Source organism: Desulfotomaculum defluvii, assembly GCF_054657375.1.
This window is the reverse complement of sequence record NZ_BAAHYV010000006.1, coordinates 868844-885262: the sequence shown is the minus strand read 5'-3', so window position 1 is coordinate 885262 and position 16419 is coordinate 868844. Positions and strand designations below refer to the sequence as shown.

Below are 16419 nucleotides of genomic sequence, written 5' to 3'. Positions count from 1 at the left end.
AAGAGATGTATGCACTAAAATGGACCCTATGGAATGAACACTTGAAAAAAAGTGTTTTACCCATAGGGTTCTTTTTTTGTACAATCATAGCAACAGGAGGAAGGATAAAGTGAGCAAAATTATATTTTCATCCGATGACATCAAAAAACTGGAGACAAACCCCTATGTTGCTAAGGTTTCTGAACGTTCCATCACATACACCAATGATTTTAAGCGTTTGTTCATTGACCAATACTTGAAGGGTAAGTTGCCTCGAGCTATATTTACGGATGCTGGATTCGATATTGATATTATTGGAGTAAAACGATATGAGCAGGCTGCTTACAGATGGATTAGGTCCTATAATGAAGATGGAATCTTAGGACTAAGAGATACTCGTACAGAAAATTCCGGTCGTCCACGGATTAATGAACTTTCACAAGAAGAAATTATTACCCGCCAGGAGGCAAAGATAAAGTTACTCGAGGAGCAAATAGAACTGCTAAAAAAGTTAGACAAAATCGAAAGGAGGATGGTAAACACAGGAAAAAGTCTCGCAACAAGTGATATATTTCAGTTAATTAACGACACCATTTCAAAATATAAAATGAAGGGTATGGTATCGTATTTCTGTGATATGTTGGGGGTTTCACGGTCTGGGTATTACAATTACTTGTCGTCTGAAGAAACTCGACAGTTACAGGAAGAAAAAGACCTCCATGCAAGGGATATGATTCTTAACGCCTATTACAAGCATGGATACAAGAAAGGCTCACGTTCAATAAAAATGGTATTAGAACAGGAATTCGAATTGGTGTTTAATAGAAAACGGATACAAAGAATCATGCGTAAATATGATATTAAATGTCCAATCAGGAAGGCTAATCCTTACCGACGGATGGCAAAAGCCACAAAAGAACATAGGGTAGTTCCCAATCTTTTAAATAGACAATTCAAACAGCGTATTCCTGGAAAGGTACTTCTAACTGATATTACATATCTTCCATTTGGTGTATCTAAAATGGCCTATTTATCAACAATTAAAGATGCTTCTACAAATGAAATTCTTTCTTATCATGTATCTGAGCGCATCACCTTAGATATTGCCACAAAAACCATTGAAAACTTGATAAATCATAACAGTGAACTACTGCATTCTGAAGCATTTGTTCATTCCGATCAAGGATGCCATTATACCAGTCCAACGTTCCAGAGGCTTCTCAAGAAATATGGTTTAGGCCAATCTATGTCTAGGCGTGGCAACTGTTGGGACAACGCTCCACAAGAATCCTTCTTTGGTCACATGAAGGATGAAATTGATTATCGAACCTGTAATACGTTTCAAGAAGTAGAAAAACTAATTGACCACTATATCAATTACTATAACAACCATAGATATCAATGGGGATTAAAAAAGCTGGCCCCTGTACAATACAGGAACCAGCTTTTAGCAGCCTAATTCTCTTTTTTAAACTGTCCTTGACATAGGGTCCACTTTACACATCTCCTAACTTCTTAAAACTTAGACTGAATTTACCCTTTTCATGCGTTTTACGGGTATATTAGCCACCAGGGCTACCTGAGTATCGTCGCCATCTAGACTTACTTCAAGGGCTTTATCATCAATTTCCATGTAATTGGAGATAACCTTAATTAAATCATTTTTTAAGGACGTTAGCAATTCGGGTGAAACATTGGCCCGGTCGTGTACCAAAACCAATCTTAATCTCTCTTTTGCAACATTTTTACTGTTTGATGCTTCACGCCCAAAAACCCTGCTTAAAAACTCTAACACTCCGGTACCCCCTTTCTTACTTTAGTCCAATCATTTTCTTTAAGGTACTGAAGAAACCACTTTGTTCTTCCAGACTCATTAAAGGAACATTTTCCCCTAGAATGCGACGGGTAATATTACGGTAAGCCTGACCACTTTGGGAATGATCATCCCTTACCACAGTTTCGCCTTTGTTTGTGGTGACAACAACCTGCTCATCTTCAGGGACAACACCTAAAAGATCAATGGCCAGTATTTCGTTCATATCATCAATACTCATCATGTCACCACGGTTAACCATTTTGGTCCGATATCGGTTAATAATTAGTTTAGGTTCTCTCAAGTCAGCAGCTTCCAACAAACCAATTATGCGATCGGCATCCCTTACCGCTGACACTTCCGGCGTTGTCACAACGATAGCCTTATCTGCCCCAGCAATAGCATTTTTAAAACCTTGCTCAATACCTGCTGGACAGTCAATAATGATAAATTCAAATTCCTTCTTTAATTCTGCTGTAAGTTCAACCATCTGTTCTGGATTAACAGCGGTTTTATCTTTGGTTTGAGCAGCTGGTAGTAAATATAATGATTCATAACGCTTATCTTTAATCAAGGCCTGCCTCATACGGCATACCCCTGTGGTAACATCGACAATATCAAAAACAATTCTGTTTTCTAGACCCAGTACTACATCAAGGTTACGCAGTCCGATATCGGCATCCACCAGACACACCTTTTTGCCATGCGAAGCAAGCCCCGTACCTAAGTTGGCAGTGGTGGTGGTTTTACCAACTCCCCCTTTACCGGAAGTGACTACGATAACTTCACCCATATTTTAAGTCCTCCTTATCATGCCAAGCTTTTAAATCATAACCTTTAATTCAAATGAGATGACTATTTAAAATTGGAATTAAAGGTTTCTATGGTAACGACACCATTCTTGATTCGAGCCAATTCTGGGTAATTCGGGTCTGATAACTCATCTTCAGGGGGCCTAGTAATATGGTTTCCAATTCTCAATTGAGTTGGCCTTAGTCTGAAACCTATAATGATGGCATTGATATCTCCCTTGGCACCAGCATGAACAACTCCACGGAGGGAGCCCATAACAATGATATTGCCAGAAGCAACCACTTCAGCCCCAGGGTTTACATCTCCCAATACCACCACATTCCCGTCATGACATATGCTTTGCCCAGACCGCAAAGTTCTTTGGACTAGAATGGTATTCTCATCGACCAAATCTTCTAACTCCATAGGAAATCTGCGAGATATAGAATTTGCATCAGTATTGGATAATTCTTCTTTCGTCAAGTTTACTCCCTCCCGCTTACCCTATACATGAAATTCTACGCCTAAAATCCAATTCCTTCTAAAAGTGGATAAAAAAAAGGGGCAAAGAGCCCCGATATTCTGTGATAATTAGACAAATTGGCAATTAATCCGTGCTATAGACTACCTGTGGTGCAGTCGAAGTTTCGATTCCAAAGTAGGCGGCAAAAATATCTCTGGCTACGGGCGCCGAAGCCGTACCGCCATGGCCGCCATAATCTATCACTGTAGCCACAGCGATCTCAGGATTATCGTAGGGAGCATAACCAACAAAAAGCCCGTGATCATCTCGACCAGTAACCTGTGCTGTCCCAGTTTTACCTGCCACCGGAATTGGAAAGTTTCTAAATGTGCCAGCAGCCGTTCCGTTTGTGGCAACTAATCTCATTCCTTCTTGGATCACTTTAAAGACTTCTGGTTTAATTTCTAGCTCATCCACTTTTGTAGGCTTAAATTCCTTCACTACTTTCCCATCGTGGGAAACAATTTTTTCTACCAGATAAGGTTTCCACCTAACACCACCGTTTGCCAACATTGCTGTATAATTTGCCAATTGTAAAGGTGTGTAAGAGTTGTAACCCTGACCAATGGACATGTTTAAAGTATCATAAACTTGCCAATTAAGATCCCAGGTTCTACTATTGTACTCATTTTGTAATCTCTTCAGTTCCTTTTCCTTAGCTTCTCCTAAGCTTTCTCTTTCTTCTACAGTCTTTGCGTTTTTAATTAATGGTTTGTACTTTTCCTCTATTATTTGGGGGTCATATATTGTATCTAGATATTCTTTGTTTCTTTTATATTTGTACTCTGGTGTAGGTACTGTACCCTTTAATTCACCGGGAATATCGATTCCGGTTAACTCTCCAAATCCAAACATGCGGGCATATTTGCTTATTAAATCTACTCCTAAAAAACGGTGCCCCAAGGTAATAAAATAGGTGTTACAGGATTGTTGAATCGCCTCCAACATCTCTACCCGTCCATGCCCACCCGGAACAGAGTCCTTTATTATGGTCCTAGAAAAGGAATAATAACCGGGATCGGAAATAGTATAGCTAGGTGAAACCTTACCTGTATCCAGTGCCGCAGCAGCTACAACCATTTTGAATGTGGATCCTGGTGCATAAACTTGTAAGGTACGGTTGGGCAAAGCACCACTTTTTTGTAGATCCTGCCATTGCGCTTGGCTTAAGCCATTGATCCAAATTGAGGGTTCATAGGTAGGATAACTAGCCATGGCTAGAACTGCGCCAGATCTCACATCGATGGCAACCGTAGCTCCCCCTTTGGCCTCATGGCCCAATTTACGCATGGCCATAACCTGTCTTTCCAAGGCTTCTTCAGCTGCCTTCTGCACTTCGAAGTCAATGGTTAGAGTTAGGTTATGTCCTGGTACTGGATCTTTCACTCCTAAATCTCGTACAGGTCGAGCCTGGGCATCCACTTCCACCTGTCTAGCACCATTTATTCCCTTTAGATAGGTCTCAAAGGCATTTTCTAGACCATCCTGTCCATACATATCACCTAAACGATAGCCGTTTTCGGAATTCTTTTTCAGTTGCTCCTGCTTAATTTCCTGTACATAACCCAAAACGTGAGAAAGCATTGATTTAAAAGGGTAATTTCGCACAGGTTCCACATCTATGACCACACCGGGCAAATCTAAACGTTGTTCTTCCAGCACAGAAACGGTTTCCAATGGAATATCTGTTGCCAAACGAACAGGCTGGTACAATGTAAGTTGTTGGTCTTCAAGTTTTTTCATTATTTCCTTGGGATCCATCCCCAATATACCAGCAACACGGTTAACTACTTGATCTGTATCCTTTAGACCAAGATAGACCAAAGAGACCGTATAAACCGGTTTATTACCTACAATCTTAACACCTTTGCGATCATAGATCTCCCCTCTGGGGGCAGCGATGGGATTGAGACGCATATGGTTTTGTTTGGAATAGGTCTCAAACCGTTCGGTTTCTATTAATTGCATATATGCTAAACGACTGATAAGGATTAAGAAAACCACTATGACAAAATAGAGGAGTATGCGGGTCTTTTTCTCAACAATCTTTTTTTCCATAGACACTCCTCCTTTCTTAGTCATTAGCCTTTAGCTATTAGCTGTTAGCTTAAGGGCCTTGGGCTATGTGCCATGAATATCTAAAATGTGGCTTTAGAATTAAAAATCTTTTTGTTTTAACCAGCCTTCTTCATTGGAACTATAGAATTTCCAATAAGTTAAAGGAACCAGTAAGCCTGTGTAAATGGCCGAAGGAATGATTACTTGACCTAATGCGTAGATGGGAGAAACCTCGATTTGGAGGTAATACAAAAGTAAATAAAAAATAACTTGGTTTACCACTCCCACTAACATAGTAAACATCGACACAAGAATAACACTCTCTTTGAAAAAACGAGCCTCCGCAAGACCAACCAAATAACCAGCAACCATCTTGGTCAGGGCATTTAACCCGATGTAACTGCCAGTAAATATATCCTGGGCTAGGCCTGCTAAAAAACCCAAAAAAGCCCCCTCCCGGGAACCCCGAAGGAAGCCATTAAAGACAACCAACATCAAAACCAGGTCGGGTTTTACCCCTGCAACCTGAAGAAATGCAAAAACTGTTGACTGTAATATTAAGGCCATGGTCAATAATAAAAATAATACTAATGCTCGCAACTAATCACCTTCCGTAGGTGGAAGAATATCCGGATTATATATGGTGGTAATAATTAATACTTCCTCTAAGCGGTGTAAATCAGCAAAGGGCACCACTGTTGCTGCCCTAAACAACCCTGTGGGCTCATTGGAGATATCCACTATTCTTCCCACAGGCAATCCTTTAGGAAAAGTCCCTCCAATACCTGAGGTAACAATGGCCTGCCCTTTGGTTAGTTTAGTATCCTTTGGTACGTGTATCAGCCTAGTATCCCCACTGCCAGAGGTAGTTCCTTCCAAAACTCCTGGGATTCTAGAATCTTGGACCATTGCACCCACTCCACTACGGGGGTCAGTTATTAACATTAACTGGGATGTATTGGAGGATACTGCAATTACCCTACCCACCAAACCTAAGGGTGTTACCACAGGCATATTTTTAGCAATTCCATCCTGACTACCTTGGTTTAGGGTCACAACACCAAACCAGTTACCTGGATCACGGCCTATCACCGCAGCAACCTTAAATTTAAAGTTACTTTTGTACTGATCTTGATACTCCAATAAACCTTTAAGCCGAATATTCTCTTGCTTCAGTTCTTCCTGCAGATATAACTGTCCTTGCAACTCACCCACCTTATTTTTTAAATCCTTGTTTTCCTCAGATAATCTACCCAGAGAGACAAAGAAATCTATTCCATTACGCATGTTCTTTGATACTCCCATAAACAATCCTTGTACAGGAGATAGGCTATCCTTAATAGCCGCTTCCATCGGTGATAACTGTACCCGACTTAAGTTGGTGTACCTCATTACAAAAAGGGTAATACCCACTAATACAGCCAGTAGTATTAAATTTTTATAGGAAATATTACGGGGCAAAACCACTCACACCCTCTAAGCTAACTTCTTAGGTTGAATTAAAACCCGTCTTAATATATCAATGTTCTCCAATACCCGACCTGACCCATAGGCCACTGCCAATAGAGGTTCCTCGGCCATATGAACAGGCATACCTGTCTGGTCACTAATCAGTCGATCCAGTCCCCGTAGTAAGGATCCCCCACCGGCCATGACAATGCCACGATCCATAATGTCTGCAGCCAATTCTGGAGGAGTTTTTTCCAGGGTTACTTTGACCGCCTCCAATATTGAAGCTACTGGCTCAGATAGGGCTTTATATATTTCGCTGGAAGTGATTTGCAAAGTTTTAGGTAGACCAGTTACTAGGTCACGTCCCCTAATTTCTTCAGTTTCTTCCTGCTCTAGGGGGTAAGCAGTACCAATGTTTAATTTAATTTGTTCAGCTGTGCGCTCACCTATCATTAGATTATAGGTTCTTTTTACATGCTGAATAATCGCATCATCCATCTCATCCCCGGCCACCCGAATAGAGCGACTGGTCACAATACCTCCCAGGGATATCACCGCAACTTCTGTAGTACCGCCACCAATATCAACAACCATATTTCCCATTGGCTCGTGCACAGGCAAACCCGCACCAATGGCAGCAGCCATTGGTTCTTCAATCAGATAGGCTTCCCTGGCACCGGCTTGTAAAGCGGCCTCCCGAACTGCCCGTTCTTCAACAGCGGTTACTCCTGAGGGAACACTTACAACCACTCTAGGTTTAACAATAAAGGAACGACTCCTTAGAGCTTTGTTAATAAAATACTTGATCATACTTTGAGTTACATCAAAGTCTGCAATAACACCATCTTTCATGGGACGAATGGCGATAATATTGCCAGGGGTCCGGCCAATCATTCTTTTTGCTTCTTCCCCCACAGCCAGAACCTGTCCAGTTTCTCTTTGAATGGCAACAACAGATGGTTCCCGCAAAACAATCCCCTTTCCTTTTAAATAAACTAGGGAATTTGCGGTTCCCAAATCTATGCCCATATCCTTGGAAAACATACCAAGTTTCATAATTTTTCCTCCTTAGGGTAAATAGGTTTAATTAAATTAGTCCCTTGGACTTCAAACTAGTAAATTTATTATCTCCAATAACAATGTGGTCTAGGACATCAATTCCGATAATTTCTCCTGCCTGGATCAATCTTTTGGTTAACGTAATATCCTCCCTACTGGGTGTAGGATCACCACTGGGATGATTATGAACTAAAATAACGCAGGCAGCACTCCGACGAATAGCAACTTTAAAAAGCTCCCGTGGGTGCACCATTGAAGAATTTAAGGTTCCAATAGAAATGGTTTCTCTACCTAAAACCTGATTTTTGGTATTTAATAATAAGGCTAAAAAATATTCTCGATCTAAGTTTCTGAGCTCTTCCATTAATAAAGCACTAACATCTTCTGGGCACCTAATAATGGTTCGTTCTTCTCCAGGCATCGCTGCCAATCTTCTTCCTAGTTCTAAAGCAGCCTTTACCTGGACAGCCTTAACAGGCCCTACACCTTTTATCTGGCTAAGTTCTTCGATGGTGGCCTGAGAAAGTGCACGTAAATCTTTAAAGTGACTAAACAATTCAGCTGCCAGCTCCACCACAGAAACCTTAGCCGTCCCTGTGCGCAGCATAATAGCCAACAAATCAATATCCGAGAGACTTCCGGCGCCCTCTTTTAACATACGTTCCCTAGGGCGCAGTTCCGGGGGTAATTCCCGCATAATTGGATATGTCATACAATTTCGACTCCAAACATTCGTAATGACTCTGCCAGTTTTGACACCGGCAAACCAACAACACTAAAGTAGCATCCACGAATGCTGTCAATAAAAACAGATGCCAAGCCTTGGGCAGCATAGGCGCCCGCTTTATCCATCGGTTCTCCAGTTTCTACATAACGCTTAATTTGTTCCTTTGAAAGGCTCTTAAAACATACGGTTGTTACTTGATGCGTCACGACACTTTGACCCGTGGCAGCATCGATAACAGCTAAACCAGTCAAGACTTCATGACTTCTTCCCTGTAGGCTGCTCAACATTTGTATCGCTTCCTCGGGATTTGCTGGCTTACCTAGGGGTTTATTATCCAAGACAACAATTGTGTCTGCACCAATAACCAGACCTTTATCACGAGTTGCAGCAACAGCCACTGCTTTACGTTCAGCCAGTTGCTCAACCATTTGTGTCACTAAAATACTATCATCAAATGTTTCTTCCACATCACTAACTTGTACTTCAAAAGCTAACCCTAGATTATTAAGCAGTTCCTGTCTTCTAGGTGATGCAGATGCTAGAATTATTTGCTGCACAAAGGACACTCCTATGGTTTATTATAATTTTCGGTAGGTTAAAAAGCCAAGAAATAAACCTAGAGCCGTAACAGGCCCTAAAGTCATGGTCAAACCAAAGGATAACTGAAGAAAATATAGATCTAAGGTTGTATGATCAATGCCAATGGAAGTAAAGTTGTCCAACATTGGCATATATGAAGCTAAAACATGTCCCAGAGCACTACCGGCAATACCCCCTGCCAATAAAAGTACAATCAGCGTCAACGTTCCCTTGCCAGTTCTTATTTTACCCATTATCTCACCTATTACAATGGTTGGAATTACTACTAACTAAGTTTATCATTGACCCTATTATATCACAAGCAATTAACGTTAAATTAATTGTCCCCTATAAAACTATAAGTATGTTTATAAAAGCTCAAAATAAAAGATAAAAGGTGGGTTAATCCCCACCTTTTCTGGTTATTTTTCTTTTAGGGCTAAGTTAAAGGTTAAAATTTCTAATTTAACAGAAAGGTCTACGTTTCGGACTTCTACATCATCTGGTACATTTAAAGAAATGGGGGCAAAGTTTAAGAGTGCTTCCAGTCCAGCCTTCACCATAATCTCAGCAATATCTTGGGCTGCCTTGGAAGGTACGGCAATAATACCGATTCTTACATTATGTTCCTTTACTACTCGGGACAATTCCTCCAGTGGAAGCACTTCCATATCAGCGATCCGTTTGCCAATTTTAGTAAGGTCATTATCGAAAACACCAACAATAGAAAAGCCCCTATCCTTAAACTCCTTATATGTAACCAGAGCGGAACCCAAATTACCAGCCCCGACCATAACTAAGTTCCAAGGATCTGATAAACCCAATATTTTTACTGTATAACGGATTAAATCTTTAACATTATAGCCGACTCCTCTGGTGCCAAATTCCCCAAAGTATGCCAAATCCTTCCGAACCTGAGCAGGACTTACTCCCACACCTTCGGCAATATCCCCAGAGGATACTGTTGTAATTCCCTTTTTATCTAATCTTTTTAAAAACCTAGAATATATAGACAATCTAGTAATTGTTGCTTCCGGGATTTTTAGTGCTTTCACCAGGGCCCCTCCCTTTATATAAAAAATATTTCATTTATTAATTTCGCTTATTGCAACGTATTAATTCCTATAACAATATTATAGTCGTAAAAAGGCCCAGTTGCAAAGAGTATTTGTGAATACTGTGTCAAAACATTAATAGAAAAAATTCTTAAATTATCGTCTCTATAGCCTATTATACTCATTTTTTAGATATAATTCGACAAAATTAACTATATTTCTTTTTTTGGTAATAACTTTCTGTCGAATGAATTTTCCTACTGTTGTTATAGTTTGCACTTGAATCATTTATGAATAACTTATACTCATAATAAAACTCCTTGCCTCTGCCACCATATATAATGAACCTGTTATACACAATATTTCATTCTCTCTTACCTGATCTAACGCTTTTAAGATAGCCTCCTCAACATCTTCAATGACCATTACTTGATCTAGATAGACACGAACATATTCGGCTAGCTTTGTCCAATCTCCCGCTCTAGGATTATTGGACCGTGTCACCACAACTGCCTTAGCCAAAGGTGCCAATTCAGCCACAACCTTAGAGCGTTCCTTGTCCGCCAGCATTCCTAAAACAAATATAATCTTTTGATCAGGAAAATAGTTTTGTAAAGCCCCTTTTAAAGCAATAGCACCAGCATGGTTATGAGCACCATCCAGTAAAATCGTAGGCTTGCTCCGAACAACCTCCAGTCGCCCCGGCCATTTAACAGTTCTTAAGCCTTCTGTTATGGCCACCCTAGGTATGGTTTGGCCACTTCCAGAACAAAGCACTTCCACAGCAGCCACTGCAGTGGCTGCATTAATTTGTTGATGTCTTCCTAGTAATGGGAGTTCTACATGAATTTTATTTTGCTGCCCTTCTATGAAAAATTCCTGAAAAGCAAGATTAGGTTTCCCTTCCGGTTGTGTCCAAGTCACCTCTTTGCCAACTTGAATTAATTTGCTATTGCAAGCCAATGCCTCCTGTCGAATAATCCCTAGGGGCTCATCTGTGGCAGCAGTAACAATAGGTATGCCTTGTTTAATAATTCCAGCCTTAACACGGGCTATTTCTGCCAGAGAGTCACCCAGGTAATCCATATGGTCCATAGCAACATTGGTAATAACAGACACCTTCGGTACGACTACATTAGTGGAGTCAATAGCCCCTCCCAATCCAACTTCCATCACCACAAAATCCGTTTCTTCATTGGCAAAATAGAGTAGTGCCAGTGCAGTGCTCACTTCAAATTCAGTGGGATGTTCATATCCTTCCTGCACCATATTAGAAAGGTATGGTTTTATGCTTTCGATTAATGCTACCAATTTTTCCTTAGGTATGGGCTGATTATTAATCATAAACCGTTCATTGTAATGATGCAGGTGAGGAGAACTAAACATACCTGTTTTATATCCTGCAGTCTTGAGAATATTGGCAATCATGGCTGTGGTAGAACCTTTACCATTGGTTCCACCGACATGAATAATATTTAGTCGGTGATGAGGGTTACCAATACGCCGCAGTAATTCTTCAATACGAGCCAAGCCTAAATTAATACCGAATTTTGTTAAATTTTTTAAGTAGTCAATTGCTTCGTCGTAAGTCACAGGTTTAACCTCTTATTTTTCGTATTTGCGACAGCGGGGACGGTTCTTGCTGTCGCACAATTAGCCTTCAGCCGTCAGCTTTTAGCATGGTTTACTTATTAAGCCTAAGGATTTTAACCATGACTACTTGCTTTATAATAGTTACTTTAATGTTTAGGTTTTGGGCTGAGGGCTGACAACTGATGGCTAGACCCCTAAACCTCAGTGCGCGTTTTCAATGAGGAAATAGCGTATGGCTTCCTTGAAATTATCCACAGCTTCTTCCATTGTGGCACCCCGGGAAGCACAGCCTGGCACATCTGGGGTAACCGCATAATAACCACCATCATCAGGGTCTTCGTGTACCTGCACACGAATTCCCACCTTTATTTCTCCCTCTAGACCACCCTTTGGCAAGGGGCTTAAAAATTCTTCAAATCGCAATGCCATTGCTATCCCCTCTCCTCTGCGACAGCGGGGACGGTTCTCGCTGTCGCATAATTAGCCTTGCTTTTACTTTGGAAAGCGAGTCGTAGTCTTTTTTGTTGTTTGGTCCTTTGAGTAATGCGACAGTGAGAACCGTCCCCGCTGTCGCATTACTAGAGCTCTTAACTTAAACTCAACTCAACTCAACTCAACTTAGCTTAGCTTAGCTTGGTCAGCCTGTCTTTGAGGGCTTCTGCTTTTATTGTTAGTTCCTGTTCTTTGGCCTTTTCTTTCTCAATAACCTCGGCCGGGGCTTTGGCCAAGAAACCTTGATTATTCAGTTTGCCTTGAACTCTTGCTAAATCCCCTTGGACACCCCTTAATTCTTTATTTAATCGGGCTATCTCTTTATCTAAATCAATTAGCCCTTTAAGCGGCATAAAAATTTCTACACCACGGGTTACTGCACTGGCAGACTGATCTGGTTTAACGGGTAATTCGCTCACTACCTTGGCCTCAGTATTGGCTGACCCTTGAATGTAGGAAGTATTTCTTTCCAGAATGCTACGGAAACTTTCCTCTGCAGCCAATAATATGGCCTCTGCTTTTTTACCGGGCGGTACATTCATCTCGCCCCGGATACGGCGGATAGCTGTAATGACTTCGATCAATACAGCCATTTCTGCCTCAGCAGTTTCATCTTGCAGAGATTCATCAGCCTTGGGCCATTGGGCCAGCATAATTGTTTCACCCTGATGAGGCAGCTTCTGCCAGATTTCTTCGGTAATAAAGGGCATAAAGGGATGCAGCAGTTCCAGAGTTTCCCTTAACACCTGAACCAGCACATGCTGCGCTGTTACCCGATCTTCGGGTGTGGTTTTCCCAAACAAACGGGGTTTCACCAATTCAATGTACCAGTCACAGAACCCACTCCAGATAAACTCATAAAGCACCCTAGCTGCCTCTCCCAGTTCGTACCGTTCAAGAAAGTCAGTTACTTCTTTGGTGGTTCCCTGTAAACGACTGAGAATCCAACGATCCGCCAGGGTGTATGCACTCCCTTGGGCGGTTACATTGTAATCTTCCAAATTCATCATTGCAAAGCGAGAAGCATTCCATAGTTTATTAGCAAAATTTCTTGCTCCATCCAGTCTCTCAAAATGGAAGCGCAAATCGTTGCCGGGAGTGTTGCCGGTAATCAACATAAACCTTAATGAGTCGGCACCATGGCTATCAATGACATCCAGTGGGTCGACGCCGTTACCTAAGGATTTGCTCATTTTGCGACCTAAAGAATCTAACACCAGTCCATGGATGAATACTTCCTTAAAGGGTTCTTGCTCCATGTTTCTTAAGCCTGAGAAAATCATTCGGGCCACCCAGAAGAAAATAATGTCGCGGCCAGTTACCAGTACAGAGGTGGGATAAAAATGTTCCAACTCAGGAGTTTTTTGTGGCCATCCCAGGGTAGAGAAGGGCCATAGGGCCGAGGAGAACCAGGTATCTAGGACATCACTATCCTGTTCGACGCTACCCCCACACTTCCCACAGGAGGTTACCAGAGTAGTGGAAGCCACCATTTCGTCACAGTCCTGGCAATAGTATACAGGAATGCGGTGACCCCACCACAACTGACGGGAGATACACCAGTCCCGAATATTTTCCATCCAATTTAAGTAGACCTTGGTAAAACGCTCAGGTATAAACTTAATCCGACCATCCTTTACTGCCTCAATGGCAGGTTCGGCCAAAGGTTTCATCTTGACAAACCACTGCTTCGAAAGGGCTGGTTCAATGGCTGTGTTACAGCGATAACAATGCCCAACTGCATGACTGATATCTTCCACCTTTACTATGGCTCCCATAGCTTCCAAATCACGCACAATTTGTTTACGACATTCAAAACGGTCCAGTCCTTGATATTTACCCGCCTGTTCATTCATTTTGCCATGTTTGTCAATGACAATAATTTCAGGCAGACCATGACGTCGGCCTATTTCAAAGTCGTTAGGATCGTGGGCAGGCGTCATTTTAACCGCACCAGTACCGAAGGTGGGGTCGCAATAGGCATCTGCAATAACTGGCAATTCACGCCCAACAATTGGCAGTACCAGTGTTTTACCCACTAAATGTAGGTAACGATCATCCTCCGGGTTCACCGCAACAGCCACATCACCGAGCATAGTTTCTGGGCGGGTAGTAGCAATAACAATAAACTCAGAAGGATTTTCCTTGGAGGGGTACTTAATATAATATAACTGACCGGGTTTATCTTGATGCTCTACTTCGATGTCAGAAATAGTAGTCTGGCAATGGGGACACCAGTTTGTGATATAGTAATCCCGATAGATAAGACCTTCCTCAAAGAGCCTCACAAATACTTCCAATACCGCTTCTGAGCAGCCATCATCCATTGTAAAACGTTCACGATCCCAGTCGCAGGATGCTCCTAAATGACGTAGTTGGGAGGTGATGCGATTGCCATACTGCTCTTTCCAATCCCACACCCGCTCCAGAAAAGCTTCACGGCCAAGATCATATTTAGATTGACCTTCCTTAGCTAATTGTTCCTCTACTTTAGCCTGGGTAGCAATACCTGCGTGGTCGGTTCCAGGAACCCACAAAGCATTATAACCCTGCATGCGGCGCCAGCGGGTTAAGATATCCTGTAGGGTATTGTCTAAAGCGTGCCCCATATGTAGCTGACCAGTAACGTTAGGGGGCGGCATAACTATACAAAAGGGGGTTTTATCCTTTTCCACTTCTGCATGGAAATACTTACTTGCTTCCCAGTGACGGTACCATTTTGTTTCAACCTCTCTGGGGTTATACACCTTTGGGATGTTGTTTTCAGTCAACGTTTATCGCTCCTTTTTAGCCTTGGGCCCCACGCCTAATAGCCATGTGCCATGTGCCGTGAGCCTTGGGCCTTTTGTGTAAGTATGCTTCAATGGTCTTTAGATTCTTCCAAGTTGGGTCCTGGATCTTGCACTATGATCTTTTAGCCCATGGCACATGGCTCATGGCCCAAGGCCGTCCCATTAGAAATACCCTAAAGTTAATAAAAAAACTCCCGTCCAGTCAAGGACGGAAGTTAACTTCCGCGGTACCACCTTGTTTCCATCACGACCAAACAAAGGTTGTGCTGACAACTCTAGGGCTATAACGGGCCACCCGGCCAAACCTACTATGGTTCAGTTTAGCATCTCTGGGGCTACATCCTAGGTTTTTGGGCAGAAGACCTTGCAGCCACGAATCTTCCTCTCTAGGCTCAAAATAATCCCTGGAACTCCCCTTCTTCGACTTTGCCTATGCTATAGTTTAATAATTTTTACATCCCATGTCAACAGAACCTATATTTCCAAAAACTAAAAAATTTCAGTATTTATTTCCTATTTCGACTATCTCAAAACGTAGTGCATTATTTCACAAAATAGTTTATAGTACAGATATAATCAAAAAGGGGGAATCAATAATGATGTTTACACAAAGAACCCAAAGCACAGAACCAATGACCAAAGATGTTATGGCAAAGATGATGGAAAACCGATACTACATGGCGGAGAGAATCAAAGAATTAAAAAATTCTCCCAAACAAAAGCAAGTAATGGATACTATTTTGGAAAGATACCCACAAAGATAGGTGTGCTCAGTGATTAGTTTCATATTGTGCTTACCACGAAAAGGTGGCTGAGTTTCAGGCTTGTACTGAACATCAGGCACCTTTTTTATTTGCCTTTAGCTTTTGGCTTTTGGCAGTTAGCTATTTTTAATGTTGCCAGTGCCTGCTCGCATATGAAGCATCTAGGTAACGGGCAACCAGAGGTCAGCCCCGACAAGCCCAAAGCTCATGGCGTTTTTTTTCAGAGTAACTAATGGCTAACAACTAATGACTAACAACTAAAAGCTACCTCACCAGGTAACGCCGCTTGACCACACGTTTTCTTGCCGAAGGAAGGTTTACTCCAATGATTCCCCCGATGCTTCCCAAGATAGTCATTGCTGAGGTGATAAGAACCGGATCAAAAATTGGTATGCCTGTAAAGAAACCTACCACCACAAAGAACATGCCAAAAATAAGACCAGTGGCTCCCCCATGTTGCCAACCCCTAATACCAGCAGCAGCCCCAGCGCTACCTCCGCCAATGACGGCTGCTACTAACACCGTAAACAGAGTAAGCAACGAAAAATTGTAGACCGACTGCTGGGTAATAGCCACCACAAAACCCATCATAACCAATACTGCAAAGGTTACACCAAAGGCCCTTACTAAGCCTGTACCCACTGCTCCCCTTTTGAAGGGCTTGTCTCCTTTTATTCCATGCTTATGCCACTGTAAAAAGGTTAATTTACCCATGCTTACAAAAACCTCCTTTTATTCATA

Annotated in this window: 17 protein-coding genes; 2 read left to right on the top strand and 15 right to left on the bottom strand. The window is 41.9% G+C overall.

Annotation, left to right across the window (positions count from 1 at the left end; translation table 11 throughout):
• Positions 1-109 precede the first annotated feature (109 nt).
• The gene (locus ACYQ03_RS06950) at positions 110-1438 is read left to right on the top strand and encodes an IS3 family transposase (protein ID WP_459907373.1); all 1329 of its coding nucleotides are present in this window, start codon (positions 110-112) and stop codon (positions 1436-1438) included.
• Positions 1439-1501: 63 nt separating this feature from the next.
• On the opposite strand, the gene minE is transcribed toward ACYQ03_RS06950, so the two are convergent.
• From minE to ACYQ03_RS06880, 14 genes are all read right to left on the bottom strand, one after another.
• Positions 1502-1774 (bottom strand): cell division topological specificity factor MinE, encoded by a 273-nt coding sequence (minE, locus tag ACYQ03_RS06945; protein WP_459908686.1) that lies wholly within the window; start codon positions 1772-1774, stop codon positions 1502-1504.
• A gap of 16 nt (positions 1775-1790) precedes the next feature.
• Positions 1791-2585, bottom strand: coding sequence for a septum site-determining protein MinD (gene minD / locus ACYQ03_RS06940; RefSeq protein WP_459908684.1), 795 nt, complete (start codon positions 2583-2585; stop codon positions 1791-1793).
• 62 nt (positions 2586-2647) lie between these two features.
• Positions 2648-3010 carry a septum site-determining protein MinC gene (minC, locus tag ACYQ03_RS06935; protein ID WP_459908772.1) on the bottom strand — a complete coding sequence of 121 codons (363 nt, stop codon included), beginning with the start codon at positions 3008-3010 and terminating at the stop codon, positions 2648-2650.
• A 181-nt stretch (positions 3011-3191) separates the two neighbouring features.
• Positions 3192-5165, bottom strand: coding sequence for a penicillin-binding protein 2 (gene mrdA / locus ACYQ03_RS06930; protein ID WP_459908682.1), 1974 nt, complete (start codon positions 5163-5165; stop codon positions 3192-3194).
• A 99-nt stretch (positions 5166-5264) separates the two neighbouring features.
• Positions 5265-5765, bottom strand: coding sequence for a rod shape-determining protein MreD (mreD, locus tag ACYQ03_RS06925; protein WP_459908680.1), 501 nt, complete (start codon positions 5763-5765; stop codon positions 5265-5267).
• Positions 5766-6632, bottom strand: a complete 867-nt coding sequence (gene mreC / locus ACYQ03_RS06920) for a rod shape-determining protein MreC (protein ID WP_459908678.1) — start codon at positions 6630-6632, stop codon at positions 5766-5768.
• Between the two features lie 9 nt (positions 6633-6641).
• Positions 6642-7673, bottom strand: a complete 1032-nt coding sequence (locus tag ACYQ03_RS06915) for a rod shape-determining protein (RefSeq protein WP_459908676.1) — start codon at positions 7671-7673, stop codon at positions 6642-6644.
• A gap of 31 nt (positions 7674-7704) precedes the next feature.
• Entirely contained in the window at positions 7705-8388 is a 684-nt protein-coding gene (gene radC, locus ACYQ03_RS06910; RefSeq protein WP_459908674.1) for a RadC family protein, read from the bottom strand.
• Positions 8385-8960, bottom strand: coding sequence for a Maf family protein (locus ACYQ03_RS06905; RefSeq protein ID WP_459908672.1), 576 nt, complete (start codon positions 8958-8960; stop codon positions 8385-8387). The genes radC and ACYQ03_RS06905 overlap by 4 nt, the downstream gene beginning before the upstream one ends.
• Positions 8961-8981: 21 nt before the next feature.
• Positions 8982-9236, bottom strand: a complete 255-nt coding sequence (locus ACYQ03_RS06900) for a DUF4321 domain-containing protein (RefSeq protein ID WP_459908670.1) — start codon at positions 9234-9236, stop codon at positions 8982-8984.
• 168 nt (positions 9237-9404) lie between these two features.
• Entirely contained in the window at positions 9405-10037 is a 633-nt protein-coding gene (locus ACYQ03_RS06895) for a redox-sensing transcriptional repressor Rex (RefSeq protein ID WP_459908668.1), read from the bottom strand.
• A gap of 288 nt (positions 10038-10325) precedes the next feature.
• The gene (locus tag ACYQ03_RS06890; RefSeq protein ID WP_459908666.1) at positions 10326-11630 is read right to left on the bottom strand and encodes a bifunctional folylpolyglutamate synthase/dihydrofolate synthase; all 1305 of its coding nucleotides are present in this window, start codon (positions 11628-11630) and stop codon (positions 10326-10328) included.
• Between the two features lie 201 nt (positions 11631-11831).
• Positions 11832-12059: a type II toxin-antitoxin system HicB family antitoxin gene (locus ACYQ03_RS06885; RefSeq protein WP_459908664.1), complete on the bottom strand. Its 228-nt coding sequence runs from the start codon at positions 12057-12059 to the stop codon at positions 11832-11834.
• A gap of 194 nt (positions 12060-12253) precedes the next feature.
• Positions 12254-14893, bottom strand: coding sequence for a valine--tRNA ligase (locus ACYQ03_RS06880; protein ID WP_459908662.1), 2640 nt, complete (start codon positions 14891-14893; stop codon positions 12254-12256).
• 617 nt (positions 14894-15510) lie between these two features.
• Here ACYQ03_RS06880 and ACYQ03_RS06875 point away from each other — a divergent pair.
• Positions 15511-15678: a hypothetical protein gene (locus ACYQ03_RS06875; RefSeq protein WP_459908660.1), complete on the top strand. Its 168-nt coding sequence runs from the start codon at positions 15511-15513 to the stop codon at positions 15676-15678.
• A gap of 264 nt (positions 15679-15942) precedes the next feature.
• On the opposite strand, the gene ACYQ03_RS06870 is transcribed toward ACYQ03_RS06875, so the two are convergent.
• A complete protein-coding gene (locus tag ACYQ03_RS06870) occupies positions 15943-16392 on the bottom strand; it encodes a TIGR04086 family membrane protein (protein ID WP_459908658.1) in 450 nt (149 codons plus the stop codon).
• Positions 16393-16419: the final 27 nt, after the last annotated feature.